This is a genomic window from Williamsia sp. Y853 (genome assembly GCF_056786495.1).
In genome coordinates this window covers 774,442-794,041 of the sequence record NZ_JBXCJC010000002.1, presented here as the reverse complement: position 1 = coordinate 794,041, position 19,600 = coordinate 774,442, and the positions used below count along the sequence as shown (strand labels likewise).

Genomic DNA, 19,600 nt, shown 5'->3' with positions numbered 1-19,600 from the left:
GCCGGCCGGACCTCTACGATCGTGTGCATGGCTGATACAGACGACGTGGTCGAGCAAATCCTTTCCACCTACAAGACCATTACCGTTGTTGGTGCCAGTGCGTCGCCGGAGAAGCCCGCGCACAAAGTCCCGGTCAACATGCAGAAGCACGGATGGCGCATCATCCCGGTGAACCCCAAGGCGGATGAGCTGTTCGGTGAGAAGGTCTACCGAACCTTGGCTGATATTCCCGAGCAGGTGGGTCTGGTCGACGTATTCCGCCCGTCGGAGGACACCCCCGAGATCGCCCGCCAGGCGGTGGCCGCAGGCGCCACAGCGCTGTGGCTGCAGCTGGGGATTGTGTCGGCGGAGGCTCGAGAGATCGCCGAGAACGCCGGCCTGCTCTACGTCGAGAACCGCTGCCTGATCATCGAGCGGCGTCGAGTGGGCCTGGACGCACCGAAGTAGGACTGTTGGGTGGCGAGGTGACTACCCTGTGTCCGGTGAACACTTTGACCCGCACCGACGGACCCGGGGCGGTTCGGCTGGCCGTTCGTACCGCGGGTCCGCTGACCGGCAAACCGGTGTTGCTGGTCCACGGCATGGGCGGCGATCACCAGACGTGGCGAGCGCTGGCCCGGGAGCTACGCGCCGATGGCCGCACGGTGATCACCTATGACCAGCGTGGACATGGTCGCAGCTCGCGATCGACGTCGTACCTGCTCGATGACTTCCGCGATGATCTGAGTTTTGTGCTCGACGGACTCGGCGTCGACGAAATCGATGTGATCGGCCATTCCCTGGGTGGCCAGACCGCGATTCGGCTCGCGGCCCTCGACCCGGCGCGCATCGGCAAGCTGGTGCTCGAGGAGATCCCGCCGATGCCGCGTGATCAGGCCGACGTCGACGAGCACATCGTGCCCTTCAGCGGTGTCGCCGACCGGCTGCGCGGGCTGTGGTCGACAGTTCGTTACCCGAGCCCGGTGCTGCGGTTCGATCACCGGATGTCGGACATCGTGGCCCGCCAGTTCGAGACGGTCGACGACGATTGGTGGGAGTCGTTGTCGCAGCTGCGATTTCCGACGCTGGTGGTCTCCGGTGGTCAGCGCAGTTTCCTGCCACCGCGGCACCTGGTGAGTCTCGCCGAGGCGTTGCCCGACGGGCATTTCGGTCAGATCGAGGCCGGTCACAGTGTGCACCGCGACCGGACCGCCGAGTTCAATCGGCTGGTGACGGACTTCTTGCGGGGTTAGGAGCGGATTCGTGGCGCCGCTTACGAACCATGCCGTTTACGAACCATGGCGCCTACGAACCACGCGGCTACGAATAGCGGATGATTCGCGACAACTTCTTCGCGTCGCTGAGCATGCTGTCGATGATCGCGCCGGAGACCGCATCGAACTCCTGCGCCGCCTGGTTCAGGCGCTCGGATCCCAATTCGTCTTCGGCCGCAACAAGATATTCGTCGGAGTCGTCCTCGGTGCCGACATTGATGACCCATTCCAGTTTGGCGAGTTGACGATCCACCTGCTCGATGCCTGCGCGGTAACGGGCGAACGCCTGTAGTCGCTGGACCAATAGGCCGAGCCGTTCGTCGTGCACCTGCGCCCGGCTGACGTGGATTGCGACGATGTCGGGATCATCACCGAGGTCGCCATCAGGAAGTGGCCCGAGTTTGTCGACGGAATCGCGTAGCCGCGCGCAGCTACGGCTGACCTCGGCGACCTCGGCATCGAGATCGACTCGGATCATCTTGTCGTCGAAGATGTCGTGACGCCACGAAGCGCTCAGTTCGATCGCGGTTGCGGTCGAACAGGCAAAGTAGGCCAGCTTGCCGATCGGATGTGAGCGCATCTCGTCGATCGTCGTCTGGTCCCCATGGGACAGATGTGGTTGGCGCAGTTGCCGCCGGAGCAGGCGCGGATAGTGTTCCTCGTCGCTGCGGCCTGCCCAGTCGTCGGCCCCGCCCGCGTCGCGGTCCAGCAGGTTGGTGAGGTCGATGCGCCCGGGATCGTCGCGCCAGGTGTCCACCGCGATGAACGCGAAACGGATGCAGGTCGCACCTTCGGGCCGCGGGCCGCCCAGATGGTTGATCCAGTAGGGCGTGTTGGTGCTCTTCGCCAGTCCGGTCAGCCCGTCGTCGGGTACCGGCCTACGCTGCGGTGCGGGGTCGTCGGACTCGGCGAAAGGCTGCTTCGAGGTTCCGGTGTCGGTGCGGGGGAGCGCCGCCTTCCGGAACTTGTCGGACCAGTCGATCGACCTGATCCACTCGGTGCCGACGAAGGCGAGTGCGGTCGTGGCAAACAGCACCACAAAACCGACGATCGCTGAGACGTACACCATCTGCACCATTATCCCCATCTCGGAGACCGCGTGCCGGGAGTCGGCTCGACCCCGACGATGGGACCCTCACGCCATTCGTTCGTCGATGCCGGTCTTGTTTCCGCGCGAACCGATGATCGTCGCGGCCAACGGAAGTAGCAGGACGGTCAGTGCGCCCGCCGTCACCAGGACCGATGCGTTGCCGTTCGACATGTGCCCGGCGGACACCGCAACACCGGTGACCGCGACGATGATCGGCAATCCGGTCGCCGAGTAGAGCGCTATCTGCGCCCGCTCGCCGGTGGTGAACGGCGGTTCGTTGCCCGAGTTGCCGCGATCCCAACGGGTGGAGATGAACACCGGGAATCCGCGGACGAGCAGGATCATCAGGATGAACGCGACGAGGAGTCCGGGCTTGCTTGCCACAGCGGAGACGTCGATCGCCATCCCCGAGGTGATGAAGAAGATGGGGATCAGCAGTCCGAAGGCGAGCCCGTCGAGCTTGTGTTCGAAGATCTCGTCGCCGTCGGGAAGGATGCGTCGCAGGATGAAACCGGCGGCGAATGCGCCCAGTATGGTGTCCAGGTCGAAGGCGTAGGCCAGTGCCATCAACCCGACCAGCAGCAGCATCGTGATCCGCACGGTGGTCTGCGCGGTGGTGTGCGAACCCGCCGAGATCAGGGTCGTCAGCCAGCGCTGGCGCTGTAACAACTTCTCGGTCAGAAGCCACACCGTCACCGCCGCAATTGCGAAGACCGCGAGCACGATTGCCGATTTCAATGATCCGCGTGCCCCCAGCAGTACCGCCATCGCGATCACCGGGCCGAGTTCGCCGAATGCGCCGTGGTTCAGGACCGTCTGGCCCAGTCGTTTGTTCAACATCCCGGTGTCGCGCAGGATCGGCAGCAACGTGCCGAGGGCGGTGGAGCACATGGCAATCGCCACCGCGCTTTCCGCGTTGACAAGGGTGGTCATGCCGATGCCGAACGTGATCGTGAACGCGAATGCCAGGCAGCAGATCCACGTGTAAAGCGCCCGACGTCCTTCCCGGCCTGCCACCTCTGAGGTCTTGATCTCGTAGCCGGCGAGCAGGAACAGCAGACCGAGACCGAGTTCGCGGAGCAAATCGATCGCTGACCCCTCGGTGGCGAAATCGAGGACGTGGGGGCCGATGAGGATGCCACCGACCAGCAGGATGACGACTTCGGGGATTCGCTTTCCGGGTATCAGACCGGCGATCAAGGGGGCCAGAACCGCGATCAGCAGAATCCAGAACAGTGACGTGGCGACCGTTGCCGTCACGTCAGTTCCCGTCCGCGGTCGGTGGTCAGTGACTCGGCCGCGGCTCTGATCTCGGCGGGGATGGCAACCGGCACACGATCGTCTCGGTCGACGTAGACGTGCACAAATCGGCCGGTGGCAGCGGGTTTGAGGCTGCCGTCGGCTTGCTCGGCGAAGATGGCCAGCGCGTAGACCACGCTGCGGTTGCCGAGTCGCTCGATCGAGATCCCGACCTGGAGCAGATCCGGAAAGGTGAGCTCGCTCAGGAACTTGCACGATGTCTCGGCGACGATCCCGATGGCGGGTAGCAGCCGAATGTCGGTGCCCGTGGCCGACATCAACCACGCGTTCACGGCGGTGTCGAAGTACGAGTAGTACGTCACGTTGTTGACGTGGCCGTAGTGATCGTTGTCGTCCCATCGGGTTGGCATCGGCCAGAGCACGGGATAGTCCTCGGGAACGGGGGTTCCGGGTGCGGTCACTGTCCAGCCTCTCTCGCGGCGAATGCCTCGTTGCAGACTACGAGGTGCATAGTGGTGGGGTGCATCGTGGTTCGGGCATCGCCAAGTGAGAAAGGGTTGACTTGAAGATCTGGGGCGCGGTCCTCGAGGAGATCGGTCGGCCTCGGCCGTATGCGGAATCGACTCCCATCGTCATCCGTGAGCTCGATCTGGAACCACCCGGACCTACCGAACTGCTCGTGCAGATCGAAGCGGCAGGTATCTGCCATTCGGATCTGAGTGTGGTGGACGGCAATCGCGTCAGACCCGTCCCGATGCTCCTCGGTCACGAGGCGGCAGGCATGGTTCGTGAGGTCGGGTCCGACGTCACCGGATTCGCGGTCGGGCAACGAGTCGTGATGTCTTTTTTGCCGCGCTGTGAGAACTGCGAGGGTTGTGCGGCCGACGGCCGATTACCTTGCGGGCCCGGCAGTGCCGCGAACAATGCCGGTGAACTCCTCGGCGGTGGCCGACGGGTGACGGATCAGGGTGCGCTGGTGCACCACCATCTCGGAGTTTCCGGTTTTGCCGACCACGCAGTCGTGGACGCAGCATCGGCTGTCGTTGTGGGAAACGATGTTCCGCCGGATGTCGCGGCTGTCCTGGGCTGCGCGGTCCTGACCGGCGGCGGTGCAGTCCTGAATGCGGCGAACCCCACCACAAGTGACTCGATCATGATCGTCGGGCTCGGTGGTGTCGGGATGGCGGCACTCATCACCGCTGTGGCGCAGCATGTTTCACGGATCATCGCGGTGGATACGCTCGACGAGAAACTGGATCACGCCCGCCGACTCGGTGCGCACGAAACCTATACCCCGCAGGCGGTTGTCGAGCAGGGGATCAAGGCGACGTATGTCATCGAATGTGCCGGGAGCGCACGGGCATTCGAGACCGCGTTTGCGGCTACGGCAGCTGGTGGAACCACGGTGACCGTTGGTCTGCCCGCGCCCGATGCCATGGCGAGTATTTCGCCTTTGACGCTCACCGCCGAAGCGCGAACGGTGGTCGGGAGCTATCTGGGCTCGGCCGTTCCTCGTCGGGACATCCCTAAGTATGCGCAGATGTGGCGCGATGGACTGCTGCCGGTCGAAGCGCTGATCTCATCGCGAATATCCTTGTCGGACATCAACTCCGCGATGGACCAACTTGCTGACGGCAAGGCCATCCGTCAGGTCGTCATCTTCGATTGACCTGGCGTCTCACCGGCGACGGAACAATTCGGCCGGCCGGCCGGAATCTGTTGCCGACCGCTGCCCGGTGCCCTCGAGTTGTCCGATGAACCGGCGGCGGAAGGTGTCCTTGGGATAGGCCTCGGAGAAGATCGTCTCGTACAGTCGGCGCAGCTCCAGCAGGGTGAATTGGTCGGGCAAGAGGTTGTCGGGGTCGGGTAGCGGCCAATAGCGTTGGCGCAGATCGGCAACTGCCTGGGTGACCATGTCGCCGTGGTCGAAGGCCAATGGTTCGTCGGCCACACCGTCGGTGACCGTGACCAGATTGACGGTCTCCGGCAACCGGTGATGTGCGATGGCTGCGCTGTGCGCCATGGACAGAACCCAGCCGCGATCGTCGCGGGCCGGGTCGTCGTACATCCCGAGCTGGTGAAACTCGAGGTCAAAGAGGCCGGCCTTGGTCTGCAGTGCCCGTCCGGCAGCATCTCGCAGCGTCTCGCCCGGGTGCAGGAATGTGCCCGGCAGCGACAAACCACGTTCGGAGTCCACGGTCACCACGCAGAGCTGATCGTCCCGCACGGTCAGAACCGCCACGTCAACCGCCACTGATGGCCGTGTGTAGTCGTCCAGGGTCTTGCCCTCAGAATCTCGCCACACCATGTCTTGCACATTAGCTCATCCGTGCGCTAATCTTTAGCTCAATATTGATCTAACTGGGGCGAGGGTCTGATGACACTGATCGAACAACACTTGACCGAAGTGCAGAGGGATCGCGGAGCCGGAGTGCTCGTAGGGACCGCGGCCGGTGATGCTCTGGGTGCCGGCTACGAATTCACCTATCCCACAGCGGATACGCCGATATTCATGAAGGGCGGCGGGACATTCAACTGGGCGCCGGGGGAGTGGACGGACGACACGTCCATGGCGCTCTGTGTTGCGGAGGGGCTCTCGCTCGGGCACGCAGACCTTGACGCCATCGCTACCGGATTCATGCACTGGTATCGATCGAATCCCCCGGATATCGGAAATCAGACGCGCACTGTCCTGTCGGCTCGCGCCACCGATGCCGCCGAGATGGCCGCCGCGGCCGCGAAGTTGTCCGGGCGCACCGGCGGCAACGGGTCGCTGATGCGGACTGCGCCGGTGGCGCTGGCATTCCTCGACGACCTCGAGGCCTGTATCCAGGCCGCCGGTGCCATCAGCGACCTCACCCATTGCGATGTACGTGCCCGCGAGGCGTGTCAGATGTGGAGTGCCGGCATCCACGATGCGGTGCTGACCGGTTCAGCCGGTGGCGTGCGCAAGTTCTTGGATGCTGCTCCGGCATCGACCGGCGACTATTGGTCGCCGCTGCTGGATATTGCCGAAACCGGCTCGCCCGCAGACTTTCCCAACAATGGATGGGTCGTCCACGCCCTGCAGACGGCCTGGTGGGCAATCCACAAGGCCGGCGGCGATCTGCCGCTGACGCTGGAATTGTGTGTTCGGGCCGGCCATGACACCGACACGACCGCCGCGATCGCGGGCGGGTTGGTCGGCGCCTGCGGCGGCATCTCCTCGATCCCCGCCGATTGGCTCGACCGCCTGCATGGGTACCCGGGAGCCGGGGCCCCAGATCTGTGCGCACTCACCGACAAGATCCTCAACACGAACTCGCAGGAGGCAACATCATGACCGTCATCGACGTCACCCAGGGTGACATCACCAAGGTCCGCGCGGACGTCATCGTCAACGCGGCGAATTCCTCGCTGCTCGGTGGCGGGGGTGTGGACGGTGCGATACACCGCGCCGGTGGGTCTGGGATTCTCGACGAATGTAGGTTTCTGCGCGCAACCACGCTTCCGGACGGTCTCGATGTGGGAGCCGTGGTGGCAACCGGAGCCGGGAAGTTGCCTGCGCGGTGGGTGATTCACACCGTTGGGCCACGGTATTCCAAACATGAGGACCGATCGGCGCAGTTGCGGAGCTGCTACCAGCGCAGCCTCCTCCTGGCTCGGTCATTGGGGGCGTCGTCGATCGCGTTCCCGTTGATATCGGGCGGGGCCTACGGGTGGCCCGTCGGCGACGCTGTGGCCCAGCAGGTTCGCGCGATAAAGACGGCCGACGTCAGCGTCGACATCGTCACGCTCGTCGCTTACTCCCGAGAGATCGCCGAGATGACCAGGCGCCTTGTCGGCTGAACGTAAGGGGTGGAGACCGATCACCCGCTCGGTCCGGTACGGTCGATTGTGCGATGCATCACAGGCGTGCAGTTCGGTGTTCGAGGTGGCCGGTGTCGGACGGTCAGAGAAGGGGAACCACATGAAGCGATATGCACTGCGCAAGAAGACCGGTGAACTCGATCCCGAGCGGGACTTCGAGCAGATCAACCGGCTCTTGGCCACAGTCGAGTTCCCCTGGGATATCAACCAGGCTCTGAGCTTTGCACTGTTTCGCACCTATGCCGTGCCGTCGGTCGGTCAGTTGTTGTTCGACACCGGTGAGTTCACCGAGCGGGTCCAGAAGCGCTACGACGACACCACGCTGCTTCTCGATGCGGTTCTTGAACACGGTTTCGACAGTGTCGAGGGACGCGACGGAGTTCGTCGGGTGAACCAGATGCACGGCAACTACGACATCTCGAATGACGACATGCGATATGTCTTGGCGACTTTTGTGGTCACACCGGTGCGGTGGATCGAGCAGTACGGATGGCGTCAGCTCACCCACAACGAGGTGGTCGGCGCAACCAACTACTATCGGCGCCTCGGAACACTGATGGGAATCAAGGACATTCCCGCCAACTACACCGAGTTCTCCCGGTTCCTCGACGAGTACGAAGCCACGCACTTCGCCTACAACGCCGGTGCCCGCAAGGTCGCCGATTCGACCTTGGACCTAATGACCACCTTCCCGCCGAATGACAAGGCGCCGAAGTGGTTGATCAACATCTTCGCTCGATCGCTGATGGACGATCCGCTACTCGCCGCGTTCGGGTATCGGCGCCCACCGCGTCCGGTCCGGGCTCTGTCGCGGGCGGCACTGAAGGCGCGCGGCGCTCTGGTGCGCTTCTTCCCGGTTCGCGATCAGCCGATCCAGGCCCGCGACCTGCCCAACATCCGGACGTATCCGGACGGCTACCAGCTCCGGGACCTGGGCACCTTCCCCCGCGGATGTCCGGTGGCACACCGCGATCCGGCCGATGCGGTGTCGACGTCCGGTCGATGACCCTGGAAACTGTCGAATACCGGGCCACGGAGGGCTATTGACCCTCGGCGCCCCGCTATTCGCCGGCTTTCAGGGCTCCGTGGGGTGTTCTACGGAACGCTGAGAAGTCCGTGCAACGCCACTCTGGCAAACTCTTCGGCCTGCGCTGCGTCGAAGGGCGCTGAACCGGTCATCAGCCGCAGGGCCATGGGCCCGAACAGGACGTCTGAAACCACCTGGATGTCAGTGCCGGGGTGCACTTCTCCACGTTCGACGGCGCGTTCCCACAGCGTGGCGGTCAGCGCTCGGCGGCCGTCGAGGTAGTACCGCTGGAAGTAGTCCGCACCGGCCTCGTCGTCGACGCAGGCGGCCAGGAGCTGGGTGAATACTTTGCCCCTGGGGGTGGCGTAGAACATGCTGACGTTGCGTACGTGTTCGGTGAGGTCGTCGACGATGTTGCCCGTGTCGGGTGTGGGCAGGGCGTCGCGGACAGCGAGGCTGAACGCTTCGGCGGCAACCGCGATCCGGCTCGGCCAATGCTTGTAGATCGTGGCCTTGCTGACTGTCGAACGTTCGGCGATCGCGTCGATTGTGGCGGCGCGGAGCCCACCGTCGGCAAGTAGTTCCTGAGTCGCCGCGAGCACGTCGTTGTGGCATTTGATGCTGCGTGCGCTGGACAGGATCGGAGACTCCGTGGGCGCCTCTGCTTCGGTATTACTCGACATCTGTCCGCGCTCCTTAAACATCCAAAATTGAACTGAACTCATAGTTCACCATGGTGATGTCGTTTTGTATAGCAGAGAACGGCACTTGTGGTGCAGTTCTCAGGGGCGGAGGTACTTATCGGGTGATGCAGGGGTCTACGTGGTCATCTTGGAATCTTTGGCGGCGACAAGTGCAGATCCGGTCAGGGGAATCAGCGCCAGCGCCAACACTGCCATCGACAGGGTCCAGGAACCGGTGACGTCGTGCAGTGCGCCGATGGCCAGAGGGCCGATGGCGGCGAGGCAGTAGCCGACCGATTGGGCCATCCCGGAGACCTGGCTTGTCTGTACGGTGCTCGAGCTCCGTAGAACCATGAACAGCAGCACCAGACTGATGGCGGCACCCGGTCCGCTCGCGATGAGGATGACCCAGAGAACGGTGAGCACGTCGGTGGTCACCAGGCCGATGAACCCGCTGGCGCAGATTCCGCAGAAGACGAGTGTCAACACCCGCTGGTCGCGGAATCGAACCGCGATGATCGGTGCCACCAATGCCATCAGGAGGGCGGCGGTCTGGGCCAAGGCGAGCATTCCACCGGCGGCGGCCTTCGAGGTGCCCCTGTCCATCAGGTACTCGGGCAGCCATGCGGTGAAGGTGTAGAAGATCAGCGATTGCGATGCCATGAAAACCGTGATCGCCCAGGCGATCTTGTTGCGCCACAGAGATGCAGGCAGCGGCGTGGTGCTGATTCGGTGGATGCGGGACAGCTGCGGTATCCACAACATCAGGCCGAGCGCGGCAAGGAGTGCCCAGCTCCCCAGCGCAACACGCCAATTCTCATCGACGGCGGAATAGACCGGCACCGTCAGGCCGGCTGCCAGCGCCGCACCGCCGGACAGTGTCATCGAGTACAGGCCGGTCATCAGGCCGGAGCGATGTGAGAAGTCACGTTTGATGAGCGCAGGCAAGACGACGTTGCAGATGCCGATGGCAACGCCTACCAGGGCGGAGCCGGCAAACAGGGCAAACATATTGGGGATCATGCGCGCCACGATGGCGACAAGGAGCAGGGCCATGGCCCCGAACACGGTGCGTTCGATGCCGAACCGGGCGGCGATGCGAGGTGCTATCGGCGCGATCAATCCGAAGAAGAGCACCGGCAACGTGGTGAGCAGGCCGGCCGCTGCGCTACCGAAGCCCTCGGACACCTTGATGTCGTCGATGAGTGGTCCGACGGCGACCACCGCAGGCCTCAGGTTTGCTGCGACCACCATGATCCCGAGCGCCGTGAAGATCGTCGCTGTTCGTCGCGTCGACCCGGCCTTGGGTGATGGGTTCGCCGTGAGTGTCGTTGTGGTTGTGGGCTTCATGACAAGGCTTCGATCGAGCGGTTGAGGTAGTGGTCGACGGCGGCGAGGGCGGCATTCGAGTCACCCTTGCTGATCGCCTCGACAACCTCGGCATGTCCGGTGGGATGTGGGTGGGCATCGACGTCGGCGGCGATCAGCGTCGCGTGCGTACGATCCATGACCTCGGCCAGCCCGTTGTACAGCTCGGACAGCAGTGAATTACCAGCTGCGGCAACCAAAGTGGTGTGAAACGCGATGTCTGCGTCGATGTAGCGCTGTAAGTTGTTGTCCTCGAAGGCTGACCGCATCTCGATGAGTAGGTCGCGGAGCGTCTGCACCTGATCATCGGTGCGATTGCCTGCTGCTGATTGGGCGGCCTCACGTTCGAGTGCGCGGCGCACCTGCAACAGCTCGAGGACCTCGCTGCTCGACACGCATCGACCGATCGCGGCGGCCAGCAGGTTTCGGCTGCGGACGTACGTTCCGTCGCCGCGCCGGGGCTCGAGGAATCCGGCGTGCTCCAGAGCGCGCACGGCCTCGCGGATCGTGTTGCGCCCGACGCCCAGTTGCTCCACCAATTCGGGTTCTGCGGGGATGCGTGAACCCACCGGCCAGTCGCCGGTTCGGATGAGTTCTTGCATGCGTTCGACCACGACCTCACTGGTGCGGCGGGGACGCTCGATCTGCGTGGACATGAAAAGAACCTAACATCCCATGTTTCCCGCGCCCGATGATGTGGGCTTATGGCGGAGTCCACCTGGGGAAATGGTCGCCAAAGGGCACATCATCGGGGTGCGGGGGCGGGCGTCAGTCGCCTTCGACGTTGCTGTCCAGGGAGAACATCGAGAGTGCGGTGAAGATGGTGAGCCGGCGATCGGGTTCGTTCATGAACGGCCCGGTGATCGCTTCGATCCGGGCGATCCGGCTGCGCAACGTGTTCGGGTGCACGAACAGCTCGCGGGCGGATTCGGCGATGTTGCAATCGGTGGCCCGCAGAACCCGCAGGATCCGGCGCTGGTCGAGGCCGTCCGGTGTCTCGTCGGCGACCGAGCCCAGGGTCTCGTCGACGAATTGTCGCCGCGCGTGCTCGGGGAGTTGGTAGAGCACGCCGAGGACCCCGAGGTCCCGGTAGGCCGTGACGCGGTTGATCGCGCCGATGCGACGGCCGACGGCCACTGCCCGGACCGCCTGCCGGAACGCTCCGGGGTAGCTGCGCGCGTTGTCGACGGGATCGCCCGCGCCGATCGCCAGGGGAACCTGCACCCCGCGATACAGCGCCCGGGACAGTGCATCGAAATCCGTTGTCGCCTTGATCATCACAACCAGCACGCCCTCGTTGACGATGGTGATCGCGTCGGCGTCGAACCGGGTTGCCACCGGTGCCAGAGTGGCCTTCAAGTCGTGCAGGCCACTCATGTCCACCGCGACACCGAAGGGTTCGATGGCCAGACACACCACCGGATGCCGGGGGAAGAGGGCAAGGCGTCGGCCTTTGCGAAGTCCGGCTTCGCGCTGGACCAGGTCGTCGCCGAGGATGTTCTTCAGATTGCGGGCGATTTCGACGGCGGCGTCATCGGATTCGGTATCCCGCAGTTTCACGTGCAACCCGACGACCGGCACGAGACCTTCCAGCATCGCGGTCTCGGTCGCGGTGAGGCCGGTTTCCCTGATGATCTCCAGGGCCGGGCCGCTATGGGGGATGGGAGACAACGGAAATACCGCGACGGGGGTGACAGCCGGGTGGGAGAGCGCAGCGGACGACTCGCTCAGGCGGACCGTGGCGCGCAACCGCGTCCCGATGGCGTCCAAAAGCCCTTCGAGGTTGTCGGCCTGGTGCAAGATCCGCAACAGGTCCGATCCGGTCACCACCTCGTCGGCCGTCGGCGCGATCGGCGGCTGCTGCAGCAGTCGTTGCAGCTGCGATGTCACATCGGCGCCGGTGTCGGGCACCGCGTTCCAGAGCAGACACACCTGCGCCCGCTCGGCGATCGTGACCGCATGTTTGGGGGGATTGACCTGCCGGGCCGGATTCACCAGGATCGCGGACGGTTTCTTTGCCACCAGGGGTTCGAGGACGGCCGGAAGATCGGGGAGCGGATCACTCGGCCGCGCCGGACTCCAATCGACAACCACCAGAACCCCGGCAAGCGATACCAACTCGCGTGCGGCCTCGGCGTCGACCACCGATGTCACAACGGTCTCCCACCGCGACGGTGGCGTCGCGATCTGGACACCGGTCGCAACCGCCAATTCGGCGACGGTGGCCATCGGGCTCGACACGACTTTCCTCCTCCGTCGCCAGAAACCTGGCTGTGAGGCAGAGTAGTCGGGTGCTCTCCATTCCGTCCGTCGACCTTTCCGAGGCTGCCCGTGGCTCCCGGTCGCGGGCCCGTCAGATCGAACTGCTCGATACCGCGTGTTCGCGCAGCGGCCACGCCTACCTGGTCGGTCACCAGATCCCGACTGCGCTGCTCTCCGACATGTACTCGGTGACCCGTCAGTTTTTCCTGCAGCCCGAACGCCTGAAAGAGGCCGTGGCGCAACCGGCCCCTGACCAGGTGCGCGGCTGGTCGGGTTCCGGATCCGAGGGCATGACCTACTCGATCGGAGAAGAGTCACACGGCGACCTCAAGGAGAAGCTGGATATCGGGGCCGTCGACGCTCCGGTGCTCGGTGAACCGGGGGCCGGGCCGATGGCGTACCCCAACCTGTGGCCGAGTGTCCCGGAAGGATTCCGGCCGGTCTGGGAGCAGTATTACCGACACATGCAGCGGGTCACCGGTGAATTGATGTCCATGGCCGCGGAGGCGTTCGGTCTGTTGCCGGACCATTTCGTCCCACAGTTCGACACCGAACTGAGCATGTTGCGGGCGCTCTACTACCCGGCGCAGGCGCAGGCCCCGCTGCCGCATCAGTCGCGGGCCGGGATCCACACCGACTACGGCGCGTTCACCGTCCTGTCGGCCGAATCGACACCGGGCGGTCTCGAGGTACTCGGACCGCACGGTGAGTGGCTGGAGGTGTCGACCACGCCGGCCACGCTGGTGGTCCTCGTTGGTGACCTGCTGGCCGAGTGGACCGATGATCATTGGCCCGCGACACTCAACCGGACCGCCAACCCGCCGAGGTCGGTGGCGCTGGACAGCGCCCGCCTGGAGTTCGCGTTCTATCAGCATCCCAACGCAGATGTCGCGGTCTCGCCGCTTCGAGGCGGTGACCCGCAGTTCACCGATGCGCTGATCGCCGGCCGGCATCTCACCGACAAGTACACACGGCAGACGACGTTCGGTCGACGCACCCGTCGGTGAGAGGCGCCGGGAGTTTGTTACCGGCAGGATGACGCGTGAGTCGTTTGCGTAATCGAGTGTTACGCAGATGTTTCCCTTGGCCGCAGGTGACATCGACCCTGTGGATCTGTCAGCACCCTGAGCTCTTGTTGGTCGTACCTGTTGCGAAACAGACTTGAGTGGAGACGACGACAGGGAGCGAAACACATGTCTGTGGTGCCGGTGATCGACATTTCTGCGCTGTACGGCGATGACAGCGAGGCGAAGGCGAAGGTGGCCTCCGAACTCGACAACGCCTGCCGCGAGATCGGTTTCTTCCAGATCAAGAACCATGGGATCGCGCACGAGATCATCGACGCGATGTACCAGACCTCGGACACGTTCTTTCAACTGCCGGAGCAAGAGAAGCGGCGGGTTGCCCAACCCAGCCCGGATACGGTCCGCGGGTACTCGTCGATCGGCGAGCAGGCGTTCTCCTACAGCGAAGACGTGCATCAGCCGCGGGATCTGCACGAGAAGTTCGATGTGGGTCCCGTCGACTTCGACAGCTCCGACCCGTACTTCTCGAAAGAGAACGCCGGACCCCACTTTCTTCCCAACCAGTGGCCGCAGCAGCCGGTCGCCATGGAGCAGGCCTGGACCACCTACTTCCGCGCGATGAACGAACTCTCGCGAAAGCTCATGAGCGCCTTCGCACTTGGGCTCGGACTGGATCCGGACTTCTTTGTCGACGCCATCGACAAGGACATCTCCATGCTCCGCGCCATCAATTACCCCCACATGACCACTCCGCCGCAGCCGGGGCAGATGCGGGCAGGCGCGCACACCGACTACGGCAGCCTGACGATCGTGCGGCAGGAGGAGGCGCCCGGTGGGCTGGAGGTCTTCACCAAGGACGGTGACTGGATCCCGGTGCCCGTGGTGCCCGACGCACTGGTGGTCAACATCGGAGACCTGATGGCGCAGTGGACCAATGACCTGTGGACCTCGACCCGCCACCGGGTCCGGACACCGAATCCCGACGCCGACGGGAACACTCGCCGGATGTCGTTGGTGTTCTTCCACCAACCCAACTATGACGCCATGATCGAATGCCTGCCCACCTGTGTTGCCGACGGTGGCGAGCCCCGGTATGCGCCGATCAGTTCGGGTGACCACCTGACGTCGAAGTTCGCCAAAACGATCGTGCTGAGCCCGTCCTGATGTCGGCGGGCGACGCGGAGTCGTTCGAGATCGAGCTTGCTCGGACGGGTGCGGTGGTGACCGTACCGCCGCATCGCACCGCGCTGGCCGTGGTTCGGGAGGCGGTACCCGCCGCCGAATTCAACTGCCTGCAAGGGGAGTGCGGGGCCTGCGTGGCGACCGTCCTCGACGGGGTTCCCGATCACCGGGACACGGTGCTCTCCGCACGGGCCAAAACCGCGGGTAAACGAATCATCCTGTGTGTCAGCAGGTCGCAGACACCGCGCCTGGTGCTCGACCTCTAGAGAAGTGAGTAGCCACATGACTGTAGGTCTGTCTTTTGCCAGTGTGCTGGCCAAGGATTTTGCCGGTTTGGCCGAGTTCTACTCCGAGCTCCTCGGTCTCGACGAGGTGATGGAGCTCCGCTCAGAACACTTTCGGGGCCTGATGGTCGGCGACACCATTCTCGGATTCAGCGCCCACACCGCCTACGACATGCTCAATCTGGTTGCACCCGAAGAAGATAGCGCAGGCGTCAGCAGCTTCCTGACCTTCGAGATGGCCGACGATGCTCAGGTCGATCGACTGACCGCAGCGGCCGTCGCGGCGGGTGCGACCTGCGTCAAGGAACCGGGACGAACCTACTACGGGGCCTGGCAATCGGTGCTCCTCGATCCGGAAGGCAACGCCTTTCGGCTCAACCACCTCGAACTCGAATCCCCCTCCCATCGCATCTCCTCACGCACGCCCGGCGTGCGCTGAAAGGAACCACCAAATGTCCCTATTCGAGTGGCAGGTCAAGACCGGTGACTCCGTTGTCGCACCGCATGAGCGGCTGAGTTGGCCGCGGACCGTGGGTATCGGCCTGCAGCACGTGGTCGCCATGTTCGGTGCCACATTCCTGGTCCCGGTTCTCACCGGATTCCCGCCGGCCACCACCCTGCTGTTCTCCGGCATCGGCACGATCCTGTTCCTGCTCATCACCCGCAACCGTCTGCCCAGCTACCTGGGGTCGAGCTTCGCGGTGATCGCACCCACCATCGCCGCCTCGACATCGCACGGCCAGTCCGGTGCCCTCGGTGGCATCGTGGTGGTCGGTGCATTGCTGACGATCATCGGCGTCGTCGTGCATTTCGTCGGGATCGGCTGGATCGAAAAGCTGATGCCGCCGGTGGTCACCGGCTCGATCGTCGCCCTCGTGGGCTTCAACCTGGCGCCCGTTGCCAAGAGCAACTTCGAGACCGAGCCCGTCACAGCCTTCGTCGTGTTGGCAATGTTGCTGTTGTCGCTGGTGCTCTTTCGTGGACTGCTCGGCAGATTGGCGATCTTCCTGAGCGTGGTGATCGGCTATTTCATCGCCCTGGCGCGGGGTGAGGTCGACACCGACCCCATCGGTGCCGCCGACTGGGTCGGCCTGCCCGACTTCACCGCCCCGACGTTCCACCTGTCGGTGCTGCCCATGTTCATCCCGGTGGTCCTGGTCCTGGTTGTCGAGAACATCGGTCACGTCAAATCCATCAACACCATGACCGGTATCAACAATGATCACCGGATCGGAAAGGCCCTGGCCGCAGACGGTCTGGCGACGATGCTCGCCGGCAGCGGCGGCGGCTCGGCCACCACCACCTACGCCGAGAACATCGGAGTGATGGCAGCGACCAAGGTCTACTCGACCGCGGCCTACTGGGTTGCCGGCGCGGCCGCCATCCTGCTCGGTCTGTCGCCCAAGGTAGGTGCGGTCATCGCCTCCGTCCCGCCCGGTGTGCTCGGCGGTGTCACCGTTGCCCTCTACGGTCTGGTCGGCATCCTCGGTGTGCACATCTGGGTCACCAACAAGGTCGACTTCTCCAAGCCGATCAACCAGTTCACCGCAGCCATCGCGCTGGTCATCGGTATTGCCGACTTCTCCTGGACCATCGGTGATCTCAGCTTCGGCGGCATCGCACTCGGTGCCATCTCCGCCGTCGTGATCTACCACCTGATGCGTCTGATCGGCACCTGGCGCGGCACCGTGGATGTCGATTCCACGCCAGAGAGCACCGAGCCGATCGATCCGAATGCCGTCGGTTCCAACACGGTGGTCAGTGAGCCAGACAAGGATCCGGACGAACAACTCGCAGGAAAGCAGGGAATCTGATGGAAACAACCCTCATTCGTGGCGGAACGGTGGTCTCGTCCACCGGAAGGCAGCTCATCGATGTGCTGATCGACGGTGAGACCATCGTGGCACTGATCGAGCCGGGCGCTGCGACGTTCGGTACCGACCTCGCCGCCAACGTCGACACGGTGATCGACGCCACCGGCAAGTACGTGATCCCCGGTGGAGTTGATGCCCACACCCACATGCAGATGCCGTTCGGTGGGACCGAGGCATCTGATACGTTCGAAACCGGCACGCGTGCTGCGGCATTCGGCGGAACGACCACGATTGTCGACTTCGCCATCCAGACACCGGGTGAGCAACTGCAGGACACCCTCGCCCAGTGGCACCAGAAGGCCGGTGGGCAGAGCGCCATCGACTACGGTTTCCATCAGATCATCGGTGACGTGAACGATCAATCCATCTCCGCGATGGGTGAATTGATCAATGAAGGTGTCACCAGTTTCAAACTGTTCATGGCCTACCCCGGGGTCTACTATTCCAACGACGGTCAGATCCTGCGGGCCATGCAACGCGCCGCCGACACCGGTGCGCTGATGATGATGCATGCCGAGAACGGCATCGCCATCGACGAATTGGTGTCGCAGCACGTCAAGCGCGGCGAGACATCGCCGTACTACCACGGGGTCTCGCGGCCGTGGCAGCTCGAAGAAGAGGCCACACACCGGGCGATCATGCTGGCCGATGTCACCGGGGCGCCGTTGTACGTGGTGCACGTGTCGGCTCGGCAGGCACTCGAGCAGATTGCCACCGCACGTGGTCGGGGCGCCAACGTGTTCGCCGAGACCTGCCCGCAGTATCTGTACCTCTCGCTCGAAGAACAGCTCGGCGCACCGGGATTCGAGGGTGCGAAGTGGGTCTGTTCGACCCCGCTGCGGTCTCGGGCAGAGGGTCATCAGGACGAGTTGTGGAAGTTCATCCGGACCGGCGACGTCGCCGGAGTCGCGACCGACCACTGCCCATTCTGCATGGTTGACCAGAAAGAGCTGGGTATCGCCGACTTCTCCAAGATCCCCAATGGAATCGGTGGTGTCGAGCACCGGATGGACCTGATGTATCAGGGTGTGGTGGACGGGCGGATCAGTCTCGAGAAGTGGGTCGAGGTCTGCTGCACCACGCCGGCGCGCATGTTCGGCATGTACCCACGCAAGGGCGTCATCTCGCCGGGCGCCGATGCCGACGTCGTCATCTACGATCCGGCCGGCCACACCAGCATCGGGCTCGGCAAGACCCACCACATGAACATGGACTACTCGGCGTGGGAGGGATACGAGATCGACGGTGCGGTGCAAACAGTGCTCTCGCGCGGATCCGTGATCGTCGATGCGGGTGAGTATCTCGGAAAGAAGACCGACGGACGATTCGTGCGGCGCGAACTCTCGCAAAACCTCATCTAGAGCCGTCATCGCCGGCGACCGCCACGCAGTACGAGCAAATAGAATCGATAGGAGCACGACATGGACTTTGGTGTTGTCATGCAATGCAATCCGCCGGCATCGCGAGTGGTCGAACTCGCCGTTGCGGCCGAGAACCGGGGCTTCACATACGTGTGGACATTTGACTCGCATGTGCTCTGGCAAGAGCCGAACGTGATCTACAGCCAGATCCTGGCGGCGACACGCAATGTGATCGTCGGGCCGATGGTGACCAATCCGCTGACCCGGGACGCCACGGTCACGGCCTCGACGTTCTCGACGCTGAACTCGATGTACGGAAACCGGACCATCTGCGGCATCGGCCGTGGTGACTCTGCGGTCCGAGTGCTCTCGGGCAAGCCGTCCACGCTGGCGATCCTGCGCGACAGCATCTCTGTCATCAAGGAATTGGGCAACGGACGCTCTGCCACCATCAACGGCACCGAGATCCGATTCCCGTGGGCCGGTCGCTCACGGCTGGACGTCTACGGCGCCGGGTACGGACCCAAGGCGTTGGACCTGATCGGCGAAGTCGCCGACGGTTTCATTCTGCAACTGGCGGATCCGGCGATCGTGGAGTGGACGGTGAAGCGGGTGAAGGCGGCCGCCGTAGCTGCCGGACGTGACCCGGATGAGGTGAAGATCGTGGTGGCGGCCCCGGCGTATGTCGGTGATGACCTTGCGCACCAACGTGATCAGTGTCGTTGGTTCGGCGGGATGGTTGGCAACCACGTCGCGGATCTGGTGGACAAATACGGTGGCGACGGGTCCGAGGTCCCGGCGATTCTCACCGACTACATCAAGAACCGGCAGGGCTACGACTACAACGAGCACGGGCGGGTCGGTAACAGCCACGCCGACTTCGTACCCGACGACATCGTCGATCGCTTCTGCCTGCTGGGTACGCCGGAGCAGCACATCGCCCGGCTCGAGGAGCTGCGCGACCTCGGCGTCGATCAGTTCTCGATCTACTTGCAGCACGACGGCAAGGATCAGACCCTGGAAGCGTACGGAGAGAAGATCATTCCGGCAATGGCGCCGACCCTCGCCGCCCGTTCGTAACC

The 19,600-nt window shown here is 63.9% G+C and carries 21 protein-coding genes; 13 read left to right on the top strand and 8 right to left on the bottom strand.

Annotation, left to right across the window (positions count from 1 at the left end):
* The first annotated feature begins 27 nt into the window (after positions 1-27).
* Together AC1TPF_RS15640 and AC1TPF_RS15635 are read left to right on the top strand one after the other, a co-directional pair.
* Positions 28-447: a CoA-binding protein gene (locus tag AC1TPF_RS15640; RefSeq protein ID WP_482144622.1), complete on the top strand. Its 420-nt coding sequence runs from the start codon at positions 28-30 to the stop codon at positions 445-447.
* A gap of 35 nt (positions 448-482) precedes the next feature.
* Positions 483-1,232 (top strand): alpha/beta fold hydrolase, encoded by a 750-nt coding sequence (locus AC1TPF_RS15635; protein WP_482144621.1) that lies wholly within the window; start codon positions 483-485, stop codon positions 1,230-1,232.
* A gap of 67 nt (positions 1,233-1,299) precedes the next feature.
* Here the strand turns inward: AC1TPF_RS15635 and AC1TPF_RS15630 are convergent, their stop codons facing one another.
* From AC1TPF_RS15630 to AC1TPF_RS15620, 3 genes are all read right to left on the bottom strand, one after another.
* The gene (locus tag AC1TPF_RS15630) at positions 1,300-2,322 is read right to left on the bottom strand and encodes a hypothetical protein (RefSeq protein WP_482144620.1); all 1,023 of its coding nucleotides are present in this window, start codon (positions 2,320-2,322) and stop codon (positions 1,300-1,302) included.
* Positions 2,323-2,388: 66 nt separating this feature from the next.
* Complete coding sequence (locus tag AC1TPF_RS15625; RefSeq protein WP_482144619.1) at positions 2,389-3,603, bottom strand: cation:proton antiporter; 1,215 nt, start codon at positions 3,601-3,603, stop codon at positions 2,389-2,391.
* On the bottom strand, positions 3,600-4,013 hold the full coding sequence (locus tag AC1TPF_RS15620) for an acyl-CoA thioesterase (protein ID WP_482144724.1): 414 nt from the start codon (positions 4,011-4,013) through the stop codon (positions 3,600-3,602). Before AC1TPF_RS15620 ends, AC1TPF_RS15625 begins: the two co-directional genes overlap by 4 nt.
* A gap of 152 nt (positions 4,014-4,165) precedes the next feature.
* Between AC1TPF_RS15620 and AC1TPF_RS15615 the strand changes: the two genes are divergently transcribed.
* The gene (locus AC1TPF_RS15615; RefSeq protein WP_482144618.1) at positions 4,166-5,272 is read left to right on the top strand and encodes an alcohol dehydrogenase catalytic domain-containing protein; all 1,107 of its coding nucleotides are present in this window, start codon (positions 4,166-4,168) and stop codon (positions 5,270-5,272) included.
* Positions 5,273-5,281: 9 nt separating this feature from the next.
* Here the strand turns inward: AC1TPF_RS15615 and AC1TPF_RS15610 are convergent, their stop codons facing one another.
* Positions 5,282-5,911, bottom strand: coding sequence for an NUDIX hydrolase (locus AC1TPF_RS15610; protein ID WP_482144617.1), 630 nt, complete (start codon positions 5,909-5,911; stop codon positions 5,282-5,284).
* A 69-nt stretch (positions 5,912-5,980) separates the two neighbouring features.
* On the opposite strand from AC1TPF_RS15610, the gene AC1TPF_RS15605 reads away from it, so the two are divergent.
* The 3 genes from AC1TPF_RS15605 to AC1TPF_RS15595 all read left to right on the top strand — a co-directional run bounded on the left by AC1TPF_RS15605 (position 5,981) and on the right by AC1TPF_RS15595 (position 8,458).
* Entirely contained in the window at positions 5,981-6,925 is a 945-nt protein-coding gene (locus AC1TPF_RS15605; RefSeq protein WP_482144616.1) for an ADP-ribosylglycohydrolase family protein, read from the top strand.
* The gene (locus AC1TPF_RS15600) at positions 6,922-7,431 is read left to right on the top strand and encodes an O-acetyl-ADP-ribose deacetylase (RefSeq protein ID WP_482137484.1); all 510 of its coding nucleotides are present in this window, start codon (positions 6,922-6,924) and stop codon (positions 7,429-7,431) included. The genes AC1TPF_RS15605 and AC1TPF_RS15600 overlap by 4 nt, the downstream gene beginning before the upstream one ends.
* Before the next feature lie 121 nt (positions 7,432-7,552).
* Positions 7,553-8,458, top strand: coding sequence for an oxygenase MpaB family protein (locus AC1TPF_RS15595; RefSeq protein ID WP_482144615.1), 906 nt, complete (start codon positions 7,553-7,555; stop codon positions 8,456-8,458).
* A gap of 89 nt (positions 8,459-8,547) precedes the next feature.
* Here the strand turns inward: AC1TPF_RS15595 and AC1TPF_RS15590 are convergent, their stop codons facing one another.
* The 4 genes from AC1TPF_RS15590 to AC1TPF_RS15575 form a co-directional block, all read right to left on the bottom strand.
* Positions 8,548-9,162 (bottom strand): TetR/AcrR family transcriptional regulator, encoded by a 615-nt coding sequence (locus tag AC1TPF_RS15590; protein WP_482137488.1) that lies wholly within the window; start codon positions 9,160-9,162, stop codon positions 8,548-8,550.
* Between the two features lie 135 nt (positions 9,163-9,297).
* Positions 9,298-10,512 (bottom strand): CynX/NimT family MFS transporter, encoded by a 1,215-nt coding sequence (locus AC1TPF_RS15585; protein ID WP_482144614.1) that lies wholly within the window; start codon positions 10,510-10,512, stop codon positions 9,298-9,300.
* Positions 10,509-11,186 (bottom strand): FadR/GntR family transcriptional regulator, encoded by a 678-nt coding sequence (locus AC1TPF_RS15580; RefSeq protein ID WP_482144613.1) that lies wholly within the window; start codon positions 11,184-11,186, stop codon positions 10,509-10,511. The genes AC1TPF_RS15585 and AC1TPF_RS15580 overlap by 4 nt, the downstream gene beginning before the upstream one ends.
* 112 nt (positions 11,187-11,298) lie before the next feature.
* Positions 11,299-12,771 carry a PucR family transcriptional regulator gene (locus AC1TPF_RS15575; RefSeq protein ID WP_482144612.1) on the bottom strand — a complete coding sequence of 491 codons (1,473 nt, stop codon included), beginning with the start codon at positions 12,769-12,771 and terminating at the stop codon, positions 11,299-11,301.
* A 50-nt stretch (positions 12,772-12,821) separates the two neighbouring features.
* Here AC1TPF_RS15575 and AC1TPF_RS15570 point away from each other — a divergent pair, with 50 nt between their 5' ends.
* The 7 genes from AC1TPF_RS15570 (at position 12,822) to AC1TPF_RS15540 (ending at position 19,598) form a co-directional block, all read left to right on the top strand.
* Entirely contained in the window at positions 12,822-13,799 is a 978-nt protein-coding gene (locus tag AC1TPF_RS15570; RefSeq protein ID WP_482144611.1) for an isopenicillin N synthase family dioxygenase, read from the top strand.
* A gap of 186 nt (positions 13,800-13,985) precedes the next feature.
* Positions 13,986-14,981, top strand: coding sequence for an isopenicillin N synthase family dioxygenase (locus AC1TPF_RS15565; protein WP_482137497.1), 996 nt, complete (start codon positions 13,986-13,988; stop codon positions 14,979-14,981).
* Entirely contained in the window at positions 14,981-15,265 is a 285-nt protein-coding gene (locus tag AC1TPF_RS15560) for a 2Fe-2S iron-sulfur cluster-binding protein (RefSeq protein WP_482144610.1), read from the top strand. Before AC1TPF_RS15565 ends, AC1TPF_RS15560 begins: the two co-directional genes overlap by 1 nt.
* Before the next feature lie 16 nt (positions 15,266-15,281).
* Entirely contained in the window at positions 15,282-15,722 is a 441-nt protein-coding gene (locus AC1TPF_RS15555; RefSeq protein ID WP_482144609.1) for a VOC family protein, read from the top strand.
* Between the two features lie 13 nt (positions 15,723-15,735).
* Positions 15,736-17,097, top strand: a complete 1,362-nt coding sequence (locus tag AC1TPF_RS15550) for a uracil-xanthine permease family protein (RefSeq protein ID WP_482144608.1) — start codon at positions 15,736-15,738, stop codon at positions 17,095-17,097.
* Positions 17,097-18,518 (top strand): dihydropyrimidinase, encoded by a 1,422-nt coding sequence (hydA, locus tag AC1TPF_RS15545; RefSeq protein WP_482137502.1) that lies wholly within the window; start codon positions 17,097-17,099, stop codon positions 18,516-18,518. Before AC1TPF_RS15550 ends, hydA begins: the two co-directional genes overlap by 1 nt.
* 60 nt (positions 18,519-18,578) lie before the next feature.
* On the top strand, positions 18,579-19,598 hold the full coding sequence (locus AC1TPF_RS15540; protein ID WP_482137504.1) for a TIGR03842 family LLM class F420-dependent oxidoreductase: 1,020 nt from the start codon (positions 18,579-18,581) through the stop codon (positions 19,596-19,598).
* The last annotated feature ends 2 nt before the right edge of the window (positions 19,599-19,600 follow it).